The organism is Rubrivivax sp. A210, from assembly GCF_904426505.1.
Taxonomy (GTDB): domain Bacteria; phylum Pseudomonadota; class Gammaproteobacteria; order Burkholderiales; family Burkholderiaceae_C; genus Rubrivivax.
In genome coordinates this window covers 82,515-101,826 of record NZ_CAJGBN010000072.1, presented here as the reverse complement: position 1 = coordinate 101,826, position 19,312 = coordinate 82,515, and the positions used below count along the sequence as shown (strand labels likewise).

Genomic DNA, 19,312 nt, shown 5'->3' with positions numbered 1-19,312 from the left:
CGCTGGAGGGATTGAAGGCGCCGGGCCTCAGAACAGGCTTTGCGGAATGACGATGATGTCGCCCGGACGCATCTCGACGTTGGCCGAGACGTCGCCGCGCTTGAGCAGGTCGCGCAGGCGCACCGAATACTGCTTGTTGCCCTCGGACGTGCGCAGGATGGTGGCGCCGTTGCCGTTGGCGAAATCGGTCAGGCCGCCGACGGCAATCATCACGTCGAGCAGCGTCATCTTCTGCTTGAAAGGCAGGAACTGCGGCTTGGCGGCCTCGCCGACGACGCGGATCTGCTCGCTGTAAGGGCCGACGAAGCTGGTCACGATGACCGTGACGATGGGGTCGCGCACATAGGTGGCCAGCTTCTTCTCGACGTCGCGCGCCACCTCGACCGAGGTCTTGCCCTGCACCACCAGTTCGTCGACCAGCGGTGCCGAGATCTTGCCGTCGGGTCGCACCGGCACCGCCATCGACAGGTCCGGGTTGCGCCAGACCGTGATGTTGAGGTTGTCGCCGGCGCCGATCACGTAGCTGTAGTCCGCCGAGGCGGCGGAAGCGGGGGCCGGCGGCAGGCCGGCGGTGCCCACGGCACAGCCGGCGAACAAGCTGGCCAGCACCAAGAGCACGCCGGCGCCGAGGCGGCCGATCAGGGTTGAGCGGTTGCTTGTCAATTCAGACTCCTGTGATCAAAAGACGAAAGCGGCGACCCCGGCCGGGAGAAGACGCGCCCGGACGTGCAAAGGCCCCGCCACAGGCGTTTGCAGTGCCGGGTCCACAGCGAATGATGATGGCACAGGTTGTTGACGCCGCCATCCGGGGCAGCTTGACTCGCGGCGGGCTGCGCCCATTTTTTAACGGGCACCGCCGGCACCATTGCACGGAGGCGGGCAGTGCCGGCCTCCGGTCGGATTGGAAGGCAGTTCCGGGCCCGGCGTCCTCGGCGGCAGCATGTTCCCGATCCCCAGCCTTGGGGGGCGGGCCGCCGGATGCGGCCCAGCCATTCGGTGATACTCGGGTGCCGCCCGCCCCAGGGTTCCGGCCGTGGCATTCTTGTGACAAGGCAAGGGTGCTGAAATTGCCACCTGAAAGCCGCATGGACATGCCGACACCGAACTTCCTGCACCGGAGCCGACTTGCGGGCGCGCTGATGGGCGCCGTACTGGCACTGGCGGCCTGCCAGGCGAATTCGCCGCAGGCGCTGATCTCCTCTGGCAAGGAGTTTGCCGCCAAGAAAGAGCACGCTGCGGCCATCATCAAGTTCAAGTCGGCGTTGCAATCCAATCCGGGCAACGTCGAAGCGCGGATGCTGCTGGGCGAATCGCTGCTGGAGGTGGGCGAGATCGAGGCGTCCATCTCCGAGTTCGGCAAGGCGCTTGCCGAGAACGCGCCCAAGGCCACGGTCTTGCCCTCGCTGACGCGGGCGCTGGTGCTTTCCGGTGACCACAAGCGGCTGGTCTCCAGCTACGGCGATGTAAAGCTGGACGAGCCTGCGGCCCAGGCGGCCCTCAAGGCCAACGTCGCCATGGCCTGGGGCGCGTTGGGCGACCGTCCGCGCACCGAGACGGCGATCGCCGCTTCGCTGGCGGCCGTACCCGACTACAACCCAGCTCTCATCCTGCGCGCCCGCGTGCTTGCCGGCGCCGGCAAGTTCGACGAGGCCACCGTGATCGTCGACGGGGTGCTCGCACGCGACGACAAGCGCCACGACGCATGGCTGTTCCGCGGCGAAATCCTGTCCGCGGCCAAGAACGACTTCAAGGGGGCCGAAACCTGCTACCGCAAGGCGCTGGCGGTGGAACCGGCTTATATCGCCGCCCACGCCGCGCTCATCAGCCTGCAGATGCGCCAACGCGATTTCGCTGGTGCCAAGGCATCGGCCGACGCGCTGCGCAAGGCCCAGCCTCGCCACCCCTACACGATCCTGGTCGATGCCCAGCTGGCGTTCCTGGACAAGCAATACGCCCGCTCGCGCGATCTCGTGCAATCGCTGCTGCGCGTGTTCCCCGAAAACCGCGGCGCACTGGCCCTGGGCGGCGCCGTCGAGGCCCAGCTCGGCTCCGTCTCACAGGCGGCCGCCTACCTGAACAAGGCCCTGCTGCTCGACCCCACACTCATTGGCGCGCGGCGCAACCTGGCCGAAGTGCAGGTGCGGCAGGGCCAGTACGCCAAGGCTGTCGAGACGCTCAAGCCCCTGCTCGCCGCCGAGCAGCCCTGGTCGGACGCCCTCGCGCTCGCGGGCGACGCCGAACTGCGACTGGGCCGACACGCGGTGGCCGAGCGCTACTTCACGCGCGCCGCCCAGCTCGATCCGGAAAACAACCGGCTTACCGCGGCCGCTGCGATGGCCCGCTTCAACAGCGGGGACACCAGCGCGGCCCTGGCCGATCTGCAACAGATGTCGGCCAAGTCCAAGGACACCTATGCGGACGAGCTGATCTTCACGGCGCGCATGAAGCGCCGCGAGTACGACGCCGCGCTCGCGACGCTGGACACCATGCTCGCCAAGCAGCCGGGCAAGGCCGCGCACATGGAACTCCGGGGGCGTGTACACATGGCCCGGCGCGACTTCGCCGCAGCCCGCAAATCCTTCGAGCAGGCGCTGGCGGCCGATCCGGCCATGTTCGCCGCCGTCAGCAGCCTGGCCGACATCGACATCAAGGACGGCAAGCTGGCGCAGGCCATCGCCCGGCTGCGCGCCAGCGTCAAGGCCGATCCCAGGAACTCCTATGCCCTGATGACGCTGGCCTTTTACCTGGCGCGCGACAGCCAGCCTGACGCGGCGGAGATCAAGAAGCTGTACGCCGACGCCGTCGCGGCGGCGCCTACGGCGCCCGAGCCCCGCCTGCGCCAGATCGACTACGCGATGCGGCAACGTCAGTACAAGGACGCGCTGCAGGCGGCACAGGAGGCCGCGGCGGCGATACCCTGGGACGCCAGCATCCTGGACGCTGTGGGCCAGACCCAGGTGCGCACCGGCGACATCGAGCAGGCCGCCACCACCTTCCGCAAGCTGGCCACCGCGTTGCCGGATGCACCCGAGCCCTATATGCGGCTGGCCGAGCTTTACCTGGCGGCGGGCCGCCGCGACCAAGCGGAATCCGCCACCATCAAGGCGCTCGACCTCAACCCCAACCTGGCTTCGGCGCAGGCGGCGCTGGTCGAGATCGTCGCGGGCTCCAGCGACAAGAAGGCAGCGCTGAACCGCCTTGCCAACATCACGCGCGCCAACCCCAGGCAGCCCTTGGGCTATATCCTGGAGTCGCAGTTCCACATCAAGCAAAAGGACAACGACGCCGCGGCCGCGATCTTGCGCGAGGGCCTGGCCAAGACCGAAAGCTCGGAACTGGCGGGCCGGCTCTATGGCCTGCTGATGACGACCGGCCGCGCCGCCGAGGCCGACCGCTTCGGCACTGCCTGGATGGGCAAGCACCCGAAGGACGCCGCGTTCGAGAACCTGCAGGCCAACGTCGACATTTCGCGCGGCGACGCGGCAGGCGCGGAGAAGCGGCTTCGCCGCGTGGTGGCCGCTAACCCCAACGACGTGCTCGCGCTCAACAACTTGGCCGAGGTAATGGTCAAAATCGGGAGCAAGGGCGCGAGCGAGTTCGCGCAGCGTGCTGTCGAGTTGCAGCCCGACAGCGCCCCGCTGCAGGACACCCTGGCCACCACGCTGGCGGCCGAAGGCAAGCTCGCGGCGGCGCTCGACGTGCAGCAGCGTGCTGTCGAGATGTCACCCAAGGACAACCTGCTGCGCCTGGGACTGGCCAGGATCGCGCTTCAGGCCGGCGACAAGGAACTGGCGCGCAAAGAACTGCAGTACCTGGACGGGCTGGGCGCGAAGTTCTCGGGCAACGCGGAAGTCGGCAGGCTGATGAAGCGGCTCTGAGCGGGAAGCCCGTTCAGAGCCCCCCCATGGCGGCTGGGGCCGTGACTACGTCGACGGTGGCTCAGGAGCCCAGCGAGCCCGCAAAAGGACCATCGGGACCTTGACCCGGTCCTGCAAGAGTGGCTGTAGTCACGTCGGATATCACCAATTGCGGCGTTTCCCAAGCCGGCAGTTGCTCGGGAACAGTAACCATCGGGGACTGTGGCTCATTCATAGGTTGAATTCCTCAAGATACTGGAGGTCGCCGCAAGGCATTGGGTGCGACGAGTTTGGATGCAAGGGCATGCTACACCAAGGCCGTGGCGCTGCGGCAAGTGCCGTACAGCCAGGATGGCCCGTTCGATCAGCCGCAGCCGTCGACAAACACGGCCACGGCCAGTGCGCGCATGAGATGCTCCGGCGCCACAGTCTCGTTCGGCATGAAATCGCCACCGCGCACCACGGCCTCGACTGATGCACCCAGCCGGCGGACGTCGATAAACGCGCCGACGGCCGGATGGCGCGACACGCGGTCGAACTCATCGAACAACTCGTCCGCGCCGGCCTGCAATCGCTGACGCAGATCGGCCGACTGCAAGCCTCTGCGCCTGTTCTCAAGAAGCTCACGCGGCAGCATGGCGCGCATGGATTGCCTGATCAGGCCCCGCTTCTGCCCCTGGGCCCAGAACAACTCGTCGGGCAAGCGCCAGCAAAATTCAACCAACCGCCGGTCGCGCGTGGGATCGCACAGATCCAGGCCATGCGTCCGACCAAGCTCGGCCCATTCGGAATTGCCGTTCTCCGCGCCGCCGCAGAAACTCAGCCGAAACTGCCGCACGCGAGCCGCCGACGGCGCACCCCAGGCCGGATCGTGGCCTGCCTCACGCATGGCCTCCCTGAGCCCGAGGCTGGACGCCAGGACCGGCGCCACGAGCGAATAGCTGGTCCAGGGCGGCACCGCGCCTCGATTGGCCCAAGCCTGCCTCAGCGCACGCAAGGCCGGCCGAAAAGGGGGTTTGAGCAGTCGTTCGCGGGCGGCGACGGCCCAGCCCGCACGGTCGAGACGGAGTTCGCGCTGGACCGTCGCCCACTCCATGCGCCCCAGCCGATGCCAGAGCGACCCATCGCCCGTATAAGACACGGTGCCATTTCCAGCAGATCCCACGAGCAGCGTCCGCGCACCGCCTTCCGCAGCCTGGCCGCAGAGGTCTTGCAGCCAGTACCAGTTGCTGGGCGCGAACGAGGGCACGGCGGCCATCGCCAGCCAGCGATGAATCCCTGTCACCGGGCTTACCTGATCCGAAGAACAAGGCCGTGCCTCGATGTTGCCGACGTGGCGCGCAGTGGTCAGTGCCAGCGCCCACTCATCGGCCATTTGTCCGGGGAATCCATCGCTGCCGACCTCGAAGCGCGGCGTATGCACATAGGCTTGGAGAACCCGGCCTCGGCGGGCGAGAGCCGGCGCGGCCAGCGCCGCCACCGAGCCGGAGTCCAGGCCGCCGCTGAGCATCAGGGCCACCGGGCCTGAGCTGCGGTCGACACGCAGCCGCACCGCATCGTCGTAGAGGCCAAGGAACTGCCGTTCCAGATCGGCAAGCGGCTGCCCGTGCAGCGGCCGGAGCCGCTCGGGATACCACCAGCGCCTGAGTTCGGCCGATCCCGCCTGCGCCACCAGCACATGCCCCTGGGGAACGACTTGGACACCGTCGTAGGCGGTCTGGCCGACCTGGGCCGGATCACTGAACAGGCACAGCAGGCCGGCCAGCCAGCGTGCATTGGGACGCCGCGGCACCCCATTGGCAGCCATCAGCACCGGCAGGCTGCTGGCGAACAACAGGCCACCTTGGCCCTGCCACCAATAAAGGGCGCTGTGGCCGGTGGCATCGCGCGCCAGCACCAGGCGCCGGCGCGTCGAATCCCGGAGCGCGAAGACCCAATCGCCGTTCAGGTGCTGCGGCGCGTCCAGGCCGAACTTCTCGTACAGCGCCAACACCAGTTCGGCGTCACCAGCCTCCTTGCCCGCCCCACCGGCCAGGCCCAGGCGCCGCAACACCTCGTCGCGGTTGTCAAGCGCGCCAGCCAGGGCGACGCTCAGTGGTCCCCGCCTCGCTGTGGCCACGGGACGTTCCTCGCCCGGGAACAGCGGTTGGCTGAGTGCCAGGACCGTGGCCGCATCAGGCGCGAGCTTCGCTGCCATGCAAGGCCTGCGGGGCGTGAGTGAGCCGGCACGAGCCTCCATCTGCTCAAGGCAGGATGCAGCCCATGGCGCCAACAAGTCGGAACCAGCCCCGACCAGACCGTACAGGGTCGTCATCGGACGGAGGCCCGCCCACGGCGCCTTGCCACTAGGTGGGCCATCGAAGGGCGGTCGAAAGAGGCGGGCATGGGCACAAAGGAAGCAGGCATGCCGCCGGCGCCAGATGTCCGCCGCCACGGCTGGCGCAAGGGTAGCGCAAGCGCAAGGTCCAGCAGCCACTTTCCGGCTACCTGACCCGATGTCACGGCCACAACCGGATTCCAAACGCCGGCCAACGCCCCGATGCCGCAAAAATGGAACCGCCCCAAGCGCACGCCGAGCAGGCGAGCGGATTGGGGCAGCGTGGCGGGGGCCAGCGCCCCCGCGTCAAACCGTCAAGGCTTGCGAATTCAGGCCTTCTTGGCCGAACGGCGACGCGCCGTGGCGGCCAAGCCGAACAGCGCAATGCCCACCAGCGCGGTGGAAGCCGGCTCGGGCAGGCGACCGACGACGGCGGTGGCCGTGGTGCCGACGAAGGCGCTCGCGTTGATATCGAAGCGCTGCTGAGTCTGGAAGGAGAACGGCACGGCCGGATCGCTCCAGACCACCGAGGTGGCGCCAACGCCGGTGGTGCCGGTGCTCGTCGCCGCGCAGCTGGCATTGGTCGCGATGACGAAGGTGCAACCCATGGCCGTCACCGTGCCGGAAGAACCGCCCAGAGCAAACGGCGGGAAGAAGCTGTTCAGATTGGCCGAATTCACCGCGACGCGGGTCTGCACCGTGTCCGAGGCGGTGATGGTGCCGAACGGGGCACCCGACATCGAGCCGGAACCCGACAACGTCTTCAGCACGTCGGGCGGAGCCATCACGTCCATAGCGGTGAACTCGATCACCAGACCTTGCAGGCCGGCGGCACCGTCGGTGCGGTTGACCAGGTTGTTGTTGGCCTGGGCCAGCGCGAAGTTGGCATTGGAGATGGTGATGCCGGACGTCTGCTGAACCTGGAAGTCACCGACAATGCCGTTGAAAGTCAGGGCATTCGCACCGATAGCGAACACGCCGAACTCAGCGGAGCAGCCGCCGACGCTGGTATCGCAAGTCTTCGTCACGACGCCGCCCGTGACGTCAGAAATCGTCAGGATCACATAGGCTTGGGCCGAAGAAACGGCACCAATCGTGGCAGCGGCTGCAATGGCCAGCTTAGAGAGAACTTTACGCATTTCCTTAACCCCCAAAAAATTACACATCGGATTCGGACGGCGCCGGCAAGACATGAACCCTGCCGCTGCCTGGCGGGCTTGCCATCTGAGCCCGCCCTGCCAACTCTAGAGCAATCGTTGTACCAACCCTCCGAACATCATAAAAATCAACGACTTGCAGAAATCGCGGACTTGCTTCCGGGGCGCGCTGTAAGAATATTCGACAGGAACATTCCACACCCCGCCAAGCAGCCCGCGCCAGACTTCGCCCCGGCGCCAGGCAACCAGGGCGCCACGGCCAAGAGCTTGGGCACAACACATCGCCCCGACCACGCCCGATCACCCCGTTGCTCACGCCGCATCGACCCCACCCAGGCCAGCACCGAGTTCCGCTCAGGTGACGCTATGTCACCATCCAATACAGTGGATGATCCCGGTATTCCTTGCGCATAACATGGTCGCTGACCGACCCGCCCACGCCGCGCGCAGTGGTTCACCATGCGTCTGGGGCGGGTGTCGCCGTTCGGGTTGCCGTGGGCCAGCGTGACATGTAGACGCGCCGGCGCACGGCCCCCCGGACTGCGGGGTGCATCGGCACCACGGGATACAGGGGCCCTACCTACAATCCCTGCCATTGATCGCCAGTCTGGAGCAGCCCCATGGATTCGAATCAACCGCGACTTGACGGCCCCGCCGGGGACGCCGGGGAGGCGGTACGCGCCAGTCGCCGCCGTTTCGTGCGCGGTGGCCTGGCGGGCGCTCCGGTACTGCTGTCGGTGGTCAGCCGACCCGTTGGCGCAGTCGGCTGTTCAGCCGCCTCGGCCTTTGCCTCGGTCAATACGAGCCGCCCGCGCAATACCTATGTCTGCGGCGGGCGCACGCCGGGCTACTGGAAGCAGCCCTGCAAGTTCTGGGACTGGCCACTGGCCAAGTACATCCCGAGCGCGACGGCCATCACCGGCTGCGGCAACCCCGACGCCAACTACACCCCACCCTACAACGCCAGTGCGACCAAGTTCGACACCATCTTTGGTGCCGCCGGCGGCTACATGAACCTGACGCTGGTCGAGGTGCTCAATCTGCCCGGCAACGACATGGGCCGCGACGCGCTGGCACGCCACATCGTCGCCGCGCTGCTCAACGCCGCCAAGGGCATCACGCCCATCACGGTACTCAGCGAGACCACGGTGAAGGCAATCTGGGCCAGTTTTGTGGCCCGCGGCTACTACGAACCCACGGCCGGCATCAAGTGGTACGCCGACTACGCCGAGCCGGCCACCCAGACCGGCGGCCTGATCGCCTGGCTCAAGACCACCATGCCCGTCTGACGCGGCCATGGGGGCCGACGCAGCGGCAGGCTGCGGCCACTGGAGCCGCGCCCGCGGCGAGGTGCTCTTGCGCATCTGGGCCGACGACGCGGTGGCCTTCCACGAGGCCAGCTGGTCCACCCATCTGCTCACCCCGGCTGCCGCGGCCGTGCTGCAGGTGGTCAGCAGCACTGCCGCGCCGCTGGCGGCCCCCGCCATCTGGCGTCAGGCCTTCGGCGACGACGCCATCGGCGATGATCTGGACATGCTCGTAGAAACGCTGCAACGCCTGGCCCGCTCGGGGCTGGTCACCGCCCACCCCGCGTGAAGATTGGCGATCTCACGCCGCGCGAGTTGCGCGTGCGCCTGGCCGGCCCAGGCCTGCGCCTGCGCACCGGCCCGGCGGTGTTGTCGATTCGCTCCAGAGTGCCAGCCGTGGCCGAGGGCATGGCCCTGCACTACGCCCGCCACGACAGCCCCGACACGGCGACGCTGGCCGATTTCCATGTCAGCGTCGAGCGCCCGCGCAGCCTGCGCCGCTGGCTGCAGCCCCAGGTGGTGTTCGGCTTCGACGGCACCTCGCCTTTCACGCCCTTGCCAGGCGACCAGGGCTTCCCCATGCTCGAATGGGGCATGAACTGGTGCATCTCCACCCACTTGCACCGCTACCTGATCCTGCACGCCGCGGTACTCGAGCGCAACGGCCGCGCCCTCATCCTGCCGGCGCCGCCCGGCTCGGGCAAGAGCACGCTGTGCGCGGGCCTGGCCTGGCGCGGCTGGCGCCTGCTGTCGGACGAGCTGGCGCTGATCGACCCCGCCAGCGGCCGCGTCTCGCCCCTGCCGCGCCCGGTGAGCCTGAAGAATCGTTCGATCGAAGTCATCCGCGCCTTCGCACCCGAAGCCCGCTTCGGCCGCGTCGTGCGCGAGACCATCAAGGGCGAGGTGGCGCACTTCCAGCCGCCGGCCGAGGCGGTGGAGCGCGGCGGTGAGACGGCGCTGCCGGCCTGGGTGGTGCTTCCGCGCTACGAGGCCGGCGTGCCGACCCGCCTGACCCGCATGAGCCGGGGGCAGGCCCTGATGGCCCTGGTCGACAACGCCTTCAACTACCACGTCCACGGCGCCGCCGGCTTCCAGGCCCTGGCCGATCTCGTCGAGCACGGCGAGTCCTTCCGCTTCCACTACAGCCAGCTGGCCGAGGCGGCGCCGCTGTTCGAGCGCCTGGCCGCCGGCGAGCGCGGCATGGTCGTCGATGACGCAGGCGGCTGAATCCCTGCTCGTGCGTGCGCTGCGCGAGCCGCAGGCCACGGCCGGCTTGGCCATGCCCGAGTGGGAACTGCTGATCCGCCAGGCCCGCCACGCCGACCTGCTGGCCCGCATCGCCGTGCGCGCGCTCGCCCCCGGCATGCCGGCGCCCCCGCCCGGCGTGCGCGAGCACCTGGGCGATGTGCTGGTGCTGGCGCAGGCGCAGCGCGACGAGGTGCGGCGCGAGGTCGAGTTCCTGGCGCAGGCGCTGGCGCCGCTGGCCGTGCCGGTGACGCTGATGAAGGGCGCCGCCTACCTGATGGCCGGCAACGTGGCGGGTGCCGGGCGGCTGTTCACCGATGTCGACATCATGGTGCCCAAGGCGCGACTGCCCGAGGTCGAGGCGGCGTTGATGCAGCACGGCTGGGCCACCACCCACCACACGCCCTACGATCAGCGCTACTACCGGCTTTGGATGCACGAACTGCCGCCCATGCAGCACCTGCAGCGGCAGACCGTGGTCGACGTCCACCACGCCATCCTGCCCGAGACAGCGCGACTGCAGCCCGATGCCCAGGCCATCCTGGCTGCGGCGCAGCCGTTACCGGGAGACCCACGCGTGCAGGTGCTGGCGCCGGTCGACCGCGTGCTGCACAGCATCACCCACCTGCTCCACAATGAGGAGCTGAGCCACGGCTTGCGCGATCTTTCCGACATCGACCTGCTGCTGCGCGAGTTCGCCGCCGAGGCCGCATTCTGGCCCGAGTTGCTGGCGCGCGCCGCCCAGCTTGGCCTGCGCAGGCCGCTCTACTACGGCCTGCGCCAGGCACAGGCACTCCTGCGCACGCCAGTGCCGGCGGCGGTGACCGCGGCCATCGCCGACGCCGCGCCGCCACCGCCGCTGCGGTCGCTGATGGATGCCATCTGGCGGCGCGCGCTGGCGGCCCAGCACCCGTCCTGTGCCGAGCCCGGCACCGCGGCCGCGCTGGGGGCACTCTATCTGCACGCGCACTGGCTGCGCATGCCGCCGGCCCTGCTGCTGCGCCACCTGGCCACCAAGGCCTGGATGCAGTCCACCAACGGGGACAGAGCCGCCGAGCAGGCGGCAGATACGCCGCATCCCTGACCCCCCAGAAATCCCCCCGACACACCACCGTTTGGCGTGCAGGAATCGGCGCTTCCCCCGTCTGCGTGGCGCAGGGCACTGACGCGCGGGGCTGGCTTGCCTATGCTCCTCGGACCCCACGATCCGGACCCGCCTGCGAGCCATGAAAGCTGCCTTCGCAAGACCCGACCTGCCGACCGCCTGTGCGGACGGGAAGACCGCGCTTGCATCACCCGACATCCTCTCGCAAGACGAGAAGATGTCGGTCCACCCCCTCAAGGCGGGGGTTGTAGCGGTCGCTGGCATCTCCTTACATTGGTCCGGTCACTTGTGGCGCGGCGCGGCGGGCACGCTCCCGGCGCTCAGGGCATTGCGCCACCCCGGTACCGCACCCAACCAGACGGAAGCTCACGCAATCCTGCGCCAAGCAAAGCCGCTCTTCACCGCCCGGAATCCGGTGCCGCACCACCACCACCTACTGCATCGCACGAACCCGTCTATCACGGGCCCGGGCCGGAAGACGCCATGATCAGAATCTTCAGCCACTATGTCCACCGGGCAACCCTGGGCAGCATCTTCTTCGACGCCGCCGTCGTCTTCTTCGTCATCGTCTGCGCCCTCGTGCTGCAGGCTGGCGACAGCCTCAACGAAGCCATGCCGCTGGCCGGCACCCATGTGGTCTCGCTGGCCGCCTGCCTGTTCGTGATCAACAGCGCCTCAGGCCTTTACGAGAAGTCAGCCGCCAGTTCGTTCGGCCAGTCGTGTACGCGGGCCGTGCTGGCGCTGGTGGTGGTGCTGCCGCTGACCTGGCTGATCTTCGCCCTGCTGCCCAGCGACATCGCCAGCCGCGGCGCGGTGCAGATGTCGGCGATGGCCGGGGTTACCGCCGTGGTGATGCGCCGCGCCTACCTTTCGCACTGGGCCGCCGTGCCGCAGGCGCGTACACGCATCCTGGTCTTCGGCGCCGGCGCCGCCGCCCAGGTGGTGGGCAGCACGCTCAAGGCATCGGACCCCAACGCCCATGTCGTCGGTTACATCCCCGGCCCCAACGAGAAGGAAAGCGCCGTGGCGGCCGACGAGCTGCTGCAGCTCAGCGGTACGCTGAACGAAACCGCACGCCGACTGGACGTCGACGAAATCGTGGTCGCCCTCACCGAGCGCCGCTCGGGCAGCATGCCGCTGCGCCAGCTGCTCGACTGCAAGCTCGACGGCATCAAGGTCTACGACCTCAACACCCACTTCGAGAAGACGCTGGGCCAGATCCGCATTGACTACGTCAACGCCAGTTGGCTGATCTTCAGCGACGGCTTCAACCAGGGCGCGCTGCGCAGCTTCATCAAGCGCGTGTTCGACATCTTCTGCTCGGGCCTGCTGTTCCTGCTGGCGCTGCCCATCATGGCCGCCACCGCCGTGCTCATCAAGCTCGAGAGCCGCGGCCCCATGCTCTACAAGCAGGAGCGCGTGGGCCTCAATGGCCGCAGCTTCAAGGTCATCAAGTTCCGCAGCATGCGAACCGACGCCGAGAAAGACGGCAAGCCGCGCTGGGCGACCACCAACGACGACCGCGTCACGCGCGTCGGCCACGTCATCCGCCGCCTGCGCATCGACGAGTTGCCGCAGCTGTTCAACGTGCTCAAGGGCGAGATGAGCCTGGTTGGCCCGCGCCCCGAGAGACCCTTCTTCGTCGAGCAGCTGACGCAGGAGATCCCCTTCTTCGCGGCCCGCCACAGCGTCAAGCCGGGCGTCACCGGCTGGGCCCAGGTGCGCTACCAGTACGGCGCCACCATCGAGGATTCGCAAGAGAAGCTGCAGTACGATCTGTACTATGTGAAGAACCATACCCTCTTCCTCGACCTCGTCGTTCTGTTCGAGACCATCGGCGTGGTGCTTACCGGCAAGGGCGCACGCTGATCGCCGGCCCGGCGCCGTCTGCTCCTGCCACGGCCCGCCTTCGCGCGGGCCTTCCTCGAAGCCCTGCGCAGGCCGTGAGCGATGACTGACCGTGCCGCCGACCTGAGCATCTACGGCTACGCGCTGGCCGCGTTGGTGCATCTGGCGTTCGCCGGCTATGTGCTGGTTTCGGGGCGCTTCCGCCACCCGGGCAAGCGCATTCGCACCCTCTTCGTTGCCGCCCTGCTGGCCAGCGGCAGCTGGGCTGCGGCCACCGTGCTCGACGCCTTTTCGCGCAGCACCGGCTGGCTGCTGGCCGCCGCACTGCTCGATCTGGCCCGCTACGGCCTGTGGTTCGCCTTCCTGCTGCTGCTGGCGCTGCCGGCACGGCGGCCAGGCCCGCGCGCCGAGAGTGCCTGGCTGGCGTGGGCCGCCGCGACGCTGCCGCTGGCCGGCCTGGGCCTGCTGCTGACAAGGGCCATGGCGCAGGAAGTCGACGCGCCGCCCTCGCGCCTGATGCTGGGCGTGGCGCTGGCCCTGCCGGTGCTCGGACTGGTGCTGCTGGAGCAGTTGTTCCGCAACCTCGGCGACGATTCGCGCTGGAACGCCAAGCCGGTGTGCCTGGGCCTGGCCTGCATCTTCGCCTTCGACGTCTACCTGTACTCAGAGGCCCTGCTCTTCGGCCGCTTCGATGACGACGCGCTGGCCGTGCGCGGCGCCGTCCACCTGCTGTCCGTGCCCTTCCTCTTCGTCGCCGCCAAGCGGCGCGCTGACTGGATCGCCAAGATGCAGGTCTCGCGCACCGCGGCCTTCTACTCGGCCACGCTGCTGCTGGCCGGCCTGTACCTGCTGTTCATGTCGGCCATCGGCTACTACGTGCGCTTCTTCGGCGGCGACTGGGGCCGTGCGCTGCAGATGTCGCTGCTGGTCGCGGGCCTGGCCTTCCTGGCGGCACTGATGGTCTCGGGCTCGCTGCGGTCCTGGCTGCGCGTCTTCGTCGGCAAGCACTTCTTCAGCTACCGCTACGACTACCGCGAGGAATGGCTGCGCTTCACGGCCATGCTCTCGTCCAAGAGTTCGCCGCAGGAGGTGGGCGTGCAGGTGGTGCAGGGCCTGGCCAACATGGTCGAGTGTCCGGGCGGCAGCCTGTGGGCGCGCGGCGCCGGCGAAGACCGCTACTCGCAGGCGGCGCGCTGGAACATGCCGGCCGTGGAAGAGCATGAGGCGGCCGACTCGTCGTTCACCGTCTTCCTGCGCGACAAGGGCTGGGTCATCGACCTGGCCGAATTCCGCAATGCGCCGCGCCACTATGGCGAGCTGGCGCTGCCGACCTGGCTGCTGGGCACGCCCAACGCCTGGCTGGTGGTGCCTCTGCATGTGGGCGACGAGTTGCTCGGCTTCGTGCTGCTGGCGCGTCCGCGCACGGCGATGGAGCTCGACTGGGAGGTGCGCGACCTGCTCAAGACGGCAGGTCGGCAGGCGGCGAGCTTCCTGGCCCAGATGCAGGCCACCGAGGCCCTGCTCGAGGCGCGCAAGTTCGAGGCCTTCAACCGCATGTCGGCCTTCGTCGTACACGATCTCAAGAACATCGTCACCCAGCTCTCGCTGATGCTCAAGAATGCCCAGCGGCTGCGCGACAACCCCGAGTTCCAGGAAGACATGCTGCTGACGGTGGAGAGCTCGCTCGAGAAGATGCGCCGCCTGATGCTGCAGTTGCGCGAGGGCGCCACGCCGCCGGGCGGCAGCCGTGGCGTCGAACTGGCGCCCATCGTGCGCCGGCTGCAGGACACGGCGCGTGCTCAAGGCCGCGCGCTGGAAGCCGATACTGTCGAGAGGCTGTCGACGCGCGGCCACGACGACCGCCTCGAGCGCGTGCTGGGCCACCTGGTGCAGAACGCCTTCGACGCCACGCCGGCCACGGGCCGCGTGTGGCTGTCGGTGCAGCGCTACAGCGGCCAGGTCAAGGTCGAGGTGGGCGACACCGGCGCCGGCATGAGCGAGGAGTTCGTCCAGAAGCGCCTGTTCCGCCCCTTCAACACCACCAAGCACAGCGGCATGGGCATCGGCACTTACGAAAGCTTCCAGTACATCCGCGAACTCGGCGGCAGCATCAGCGTGGCCAGCCAGCCCGGCCAGGGCACGGTGGTGACCGTGCTGATGCCGCTGTTCGAAGCCCAGCACGGCTCGGACCTGCTGCGCGCCGAAGCCGGGTCCACCCGCTGACCACCACCAGAGCTATCCCACCCTGTGAGCACCCTGTGAGCAACCACGGCGCTACCCCCCTGCTGATCGTCGAGGACGATCTCGCGCTGCAAAAGCAGATCAAGTGGTCGCTCGACCGCTTCGAGTCGGTGACCGCGAGCGACCGCGAAAGCGCGCTGCTGCAGTTCCGTCGCCACCAGCCTGCGGTAGTGACGATGGACCTGGGCCTGCCGCCCGACCCCGATTCGGTGTCCGAAGGTTTCCGCCTGCTCGAACAGATGCTGGACATCGACCCCGGCGCCAAGGTCATCGTGCTCACCGGCCAGAACGACCAGGCCAATGCACTGCGCGCGGTGGCGCTGGGCGCCTATGACTTCCTGGCCAAGCCCTTCGACCCCGAGGTGCTGGGCCTGACGATAGACCGCGCCTGGCGCCTGGCCGAACTGCAGGCCGAGAACCGCCGCCTGCAGGCGCTGCGCCAGCCCGACGCGATGGCCGGGCTGATCACGCGCGACCCCGAGATGCTCCGCATCTCGCGCACCATCGAGCGCATCGCCAGCAGCGACGCCACCGCGCTGCTGCTGGGCGAGAGCGGCACCGGCAAGGAGGTGCTGGCGCAGGGAGTTCACGCGGCCTCCAAGCGCGCCGGCCGCTTCGTCGCCATCAATTGCGCCGCCATCCCCGAGAACCTGCTCGAAAGCGAGCTCTTCGGCTATGAGAAGGGTGCCTTCACCGGCGCTGCCAAGACCACGCCGGGCAAGATCGAGACCGCCCACAACGGCACGCTGATGCTCGACGAGATCGGCGATCTGCCGCATTCGCTGCAGGCCAAGCTGCTGCGCTTTCTGCAGGAGCGCACGATCGAGCGCCTGGGCGGCCGCCAGGAGATCCCGGTCGACGTGCGCGTGGTCTGCGCCACCCACCAGGACCTGAAGAATCTGATCAAGGAAGGCCGCTTCCGCGAAGACCTGTACTACCGCCTGGCCGAGATCGTCATCAACATTCCGCCGCTGCGCAGCCGCAGCGGCGACGCCGTGCTGCTGGCCCACGCCTTTCTGCGCCGCTTCGCGCAGGACCAGCGCCGCAGCGGCCTGAACTTCAGCGAGGACGCGATCCGCGCCATCGAGCTTCACCCCTGGCCGGGCAATGTGCGCGAGCTGCTCAATGCGATGAAGCGCGCCACCATCATGGCCGACGGCGACCGCCTCACCTGCGAAGACCTGGGCCTGCCGTCGCCGCCTGCCGATGCCGACGGCAGCCGCGCCGTCGAGCAGACCGATCTCGACCTGCGCACGGTGCGCGAGGCGGCCGAGCGCGGCGCCATCGTCACCGCGCTGGCCCGCGCCAACGGCAACATCGTGCGCGCCTCCGAGATCCTGGGCGTCAGCCGCCCCACGCTTTACGATCTGATGAAGCGGCTGGCCATCAAGTAAGCCGGCGGCAGCACCCGCCGCAGCCCAGCGCAGCCCGCCCGGCCTTCGAGTCCGAACCGAGAGAACCACGCCGATGAACCGCATTCTTGCCGCCGCCTGCCTGTCCGTCGCCGCCCTCAGCCTGGTCGGCTGCGGGGGCGAGAGCGAGAAGGATCTGATCGCCAGCGCCAAAACCGCGCTCGAGAAGAAGGACGCCAAGGCGGCGCTGATCCAGCTCAAGAACGCGATCCAGAAGAACCCGCGCTCGGGCGATGCGCGCTTCCTGCTCGGCAAGACCCTGCTCGAATCCGGCGACCCGGTGGCCGCGGCGGTCGAGCTGCGCAAGGCGCAGGAATTGCAGATCAGTGACGAGCAGGTGCTGCCCGAACTGGCGCGCGCCATGCTGCTGCTGGGCGAGGAGGCCAAGATCATCGTCCAGTACGCGCCTATGCGGCTCAAGGACGACGGCGCCACCGCCGACCTGCAGACCTCGGTGGCGGTAGCCTATGCGGTGCAGGGCGACCCGGCCAAGGCGCGTGAGGCCATTGACGCGGCGCTGAAGGCGCGCGCCACCCATGCACCCGCCATCATCGTGCAGGCACGGCTGAAGGCGGGCGAGGCCGATTTCGACGGCGCCCTGGCCCTGCTCGAGTCCGTGCTGGCCAAGGAGCCGACCAACGAGCGCGCCGGCGTGCTCAAGGGCGAGATCCTCTTCGGCGGCAAGAAGGACGTGGCGGCCGCACTCGAGGCCTACCGCAAGGTACTGGGCGTCAACCCCAAGTCGATGGCCGCCCACTCGGCCGTCGTGACACTGTTGTACGCCCAGAAGAAGGACGGCGAGGCCAAGGCGCAGATCGCCGAGATGAAGAAGGTTGCGCCCAACCACCCCGAGACGCTGTTCTTCGAGGCCCAGGTGGCCTTCAGCGAGAAGAACTACAAGCTCACGCGCGAGATCACCGAACGCATGCTCAAGGCCATGCCCGACAACGTGCGCGTGCTCGAACTCGCCGGCGCGGCCGAGTTCGCGCAGCGCCAGTACGCGCAGGCCGAAACCCTGCTGGGCAAGGCGCTCAAGGGCGCACCGGGCCTGCTGCGTGCCCGCCACATGCTGGCCCAGACCTATCTGCGCAGCAACCAGCCCAACAAGGCGGTCGACGTGCTGCAGCCGGTGCTCGATGGCAAGCAGGTCGACGGCGCCACGCTCGCGCTGGCCGGCGAGGCCTGGATGCAGATGGGCGACACCAAGAAGGCCGAGGCCGCCTTCCAGGCCGGCGCCAAGGCTGCCCCCGACGATCCGCGCGTGCGCACCTCGGCCGCGCTGTCGCAGCTGGCGCGCGGCGACACCGGCGCCATCGCCGAGTTGGAGAACATTGCCGCCAGCGACAAGGGCCTGCGCGCCGACCTGGCACTGATCAGCGCGCGGCTGTCGCAGAAGGACGTGGCCGGTGCGCTCAAGGCCATCGACGCCCTCGAACGCAAGGTGCCCGAGCAGCCGCTGGCGCCCAATCTGCGCGGCCGCGTGCTGCTGCTCAAGGGTGATGTCGCGGGGGCCGCCAAGTCCTTCGAGGCCGCGCTGGCCAAGGACGCCCATTTCTTCCCCGCCATCGCCAGCCTGGCGGCGATGGACCTCAGCGCCAGCAAGCCCGAGGCGGCGCGCAAGCGCTTCGAGGATCTGCTCAAGGTCCAGCCCAGGAACTTCCAGGCCCTGCTGGCGCTGGCCGAGTTGAGCGCGCGCAGCGGCGGCACACCGGCCGACGTGCTCAAGCTCACGCGCGACGCCGTCAAGGCCAGCCCGGCCGAGCCCACGCCCCATCTGGTGCTGGTCAATCAGCTGCTGGCCGCGGGCGAGGCCAAGGACGCACTGGCCGCAGCCCAGGCCGCCACTGCCGCGCTGCCCAATGACCTGGGCGTGATGGAGGTAATGGGGCGGGCCCAGATGGCGGCCGGCGAAGGCAACCAGGCCGTCGCCACCTTCAAGAAACTGGCCGCGCTGCAGCCCAGCAATGCCCAGAACCAGGTGCTGCTGGCCGAGGCTCACATGGCCGCCAAGGACAGCGACAACGCGGCGCGGGCGCTGCGTCGGGCGCTCGAGATCAAGCCCGACCTGCAACAGGCCCAGCGCGGCCTGGTGGCGCTGGCGGTGATGGACAAGCGCCCGCAGGACGGCCTCAACCTCGCACGCGAGATGCAGAAGAAGGATCCCAAGGCCGCCACCGGCTTTGCGTTGGAAGGCGACGTCGAAGCCAGCCGCCGCAACTGGGAGCCGGCGGTGGCCGCCTACCGCGCCGCGCTGCAGCGCGCCGCCAACACCGACAACGCCGTGCGCCTGCACAGCACCCTCAGGCAGGCCGGCAGGAACGCCGACGCCGACAAGGTGGCTGCCGACTGGCTCAAGGCCAGCCCCAAGGACGGCGCCTTCCTGTTCTACATGGGCGATGTGCAGATGGCGGCCAACGATGCCGCCGGCGCCGAGGCGCGCTACCGCGCCGTGCTCGATCTGCAGCCCAACAACGCGCTGGCGCTCAACAACGTGGCCTGGCTGCTGGTCAAGCAGGGCAAGCCGGGCGGCCTGGCGATGGCCGAGAAGGCCAACAAGCTCTTCCCCGAGCGCGGCCCGCTGCTCGACACCCTGGCTGCGGCGCAGGCCTCCGAGAACCAGTTGCCCCAGGCCATCGAGACCCAGCTGCGTGCCATTGCGCGCACGCCCGGCGATCCCTCGTTCAAGCTCAACCTAGCGCGCTACTACGCCAAGGCCGGCGACAAGGCCAAGGCACGCGCCGAGCTCGACGCCCTGGCCAAGCTGGGCGACAAGTTCGGCCAGCAGGCCGAGGTGAGCAAGCTGCTGCAGTCGCTGTAGGCGCG

The 19,312-nt window shown here is 68.7% G+C and carries 12 protein-coding genes; 9 read left to right on the top strand and 3 right to left on the bottom strand.

What is annotated here, in order from left to right; all coding sequences use genetic code 11:
• Positions 1-27 precede the first annotated feature (27 nt).
• Positions 28-663 (bottom strand): XrtA/PEP-CTERM system exopolysaccharide export protein, encoded by a 636-nt coding sequence (locus JMV16_RS23620; protein ID WP_411565065.1) that lies wholly within the window; start codon positions 661-663, stop codon positions 28-30.
• A 422-nt stretch (positions 664-1,085) separates the two neighbouring features.
• Between JMV16_RS23620 and prsT (JMV16_RS23615) the strand changes: the two genes are divergently transcribed.
• Positions 1,086-3,878 carry an XrtA/PEP-CTERM system TPR-repeat protein PrsT gene (gene prsT, locus JMV16_RS23615; protein WP_201496785.1) on the top strand — a complete coding sequence of 931 codons (2,793 nt, stop codon included), beginning with the start codon at positions 1,086-1,088 and terminating at the stop codon, positions 3,876-3,878.
• Positions 3,879-4,221: 343 nt separating this feature from the next.
• Here the strand turns inward: prsT (JMV16_RS23615) and JMV16_RS23610 are convergent, their stop codons facing one another.
• Positions 4,222-6,054: an asparagine synthase family protein gene (locus JMV16_RS23610; protein WP_201496784.1), complete on the bottom strand. Its 1,833-nt coding sequence runs from the start codon at positions 6,052-6,054 to the stop codon at positions 4,222-4,224.
• A 449-nt stretch (positions 6,055-6,503) separates the two neighbouring features.
• A complete protein-coding gene (locus JMV16_RS23605; protein ID WP_201496783.1) occupies positions 6,504-7,313 on the bottom strand; it encodes a PEP-CTERM sorting domain-containing protein in 810 nt (269 codons plus the stop codon).
• Positions 7,314-7,951: 638 nt separating this feature from the next.
• Here JMV16_RS23605 and JMV16_RS23600 point away from each other — a divergent pair.
• The 8 genes from JMV16_RS23600 to prsT (JMV16_RS23565) all read left to right on the top strand — a co-directional run bounded on the left by JMV16_RS23600 (position 7,952) and on the right by prsT (JMV16_RS23565) (position 19,307).
• Positions 7,952-8,620 carry a hypothetical protein gene (locus JMV16_RS23600; RefSeq protein WP_201496782.1) on the top strand — a complete coding sequence of 223 codons (669 nt, stop codon included), beginning with the start codon at positions 7,952-7,954 and terminating at the stop codon, positions 8,618-8,620.
• A gap of 7 nt (positions 8,621-8,627) precedes the next feature.
• Positions 8,628-8,927: an HPr-rel-A system PqqD family peptide chaperone gene (locus tag JMV16_RS23595; RefSeq protein ID WP_201496781.1), complete on the top strand. Its 300-nt coding sequence runs from the start codon at positions 8,628-8,630 to the stop codon at positions 8,925-8,927.
• Positions 8,924-9,865 carry an HprK-related kinase A gene (locus tag JMV16_RS23590; RefSeq protein WP_201496780.1) on the top strand — a complete coding sequence of 314 codons (942 nt, stop codon included), beginning with the start codon at positions 8,924-8,926 and terminating at the stop codon, positions 9,863-9,865. The genes JMV16_RS23595 and JMV16_RS23590 overlap by 4 nt, the downstream gene beginning before the upstream one ends.
• A complete protein-coding gene (locus JMV16_RS23585; RefSeq protein ID WP_201496779.1) occupies positions 9,849-10,967 on the top strand; it encodes a nucleotidyltransferase family protein in 1,119 nt (372 codons plus the stop codon). Before JMV16_RS23590 ends, JMV16_RS23585 begins: the two co-directional genes overlap by 17 nt.
• A 504-nt stretch (positions 10,968-11,471) precedes the next feature.
• A complete protein-coding gene (locus tag JMV16_RS23580) occupies positions 11,472-12,857 on the top strand; it encodes a TIGR03013 family XrtA/PEP-CTERM system glycosyltransferase (RefSeq protein WP_201496778.1) in 1,386 nt (461 codons plus the stop codon).
• A gap of 81 nt (positions 12,858-12,938) precedes the next feature.
• Positions 12,939-15,059, top strand: coding sequence for an XrtA/PEP-CTERM system histidine kinase PrsK (prsK, locus tag JMV16_RS23575; protein WP_201496777.1), 2,121 nt, complete (start codon positions 12,939-12,941; stop codon positions 15,057-15,059).
• Positions 15,060-15,094: 35 nt separating this feature from the next.
• Positions 15,095-16,471 carry a PEP-CTERM-box response regulator transcription factor gene (gene prsR / locus JMV16_RS23570; RefSeq protein WP_236580678.1) on the top strand — a complete coding sequence of 459 codons (1,377 nt, stop codon included), beginning with the start codon at positions 15,095-15,097 and terminating at the stop codon, positions 16,469-16,471.
• Between the two features lie 73 nt (positions 16,472-16,544).
• Positions 16,545-19,307 (top strand): XrtA/PEP-CTERM system TPR-repeat protein PrsT, encoded by a 2,763-nt coding sequence (gene prsT / locus JMV16_RS23565; protein ID WP_201496776.1) that lies wholly within the window; start codon positions 16,545-16,547, stop codon positions 19,305-19,307.
• Positions 19,308-19,312 lie beyond the last annotated feature (5 nt).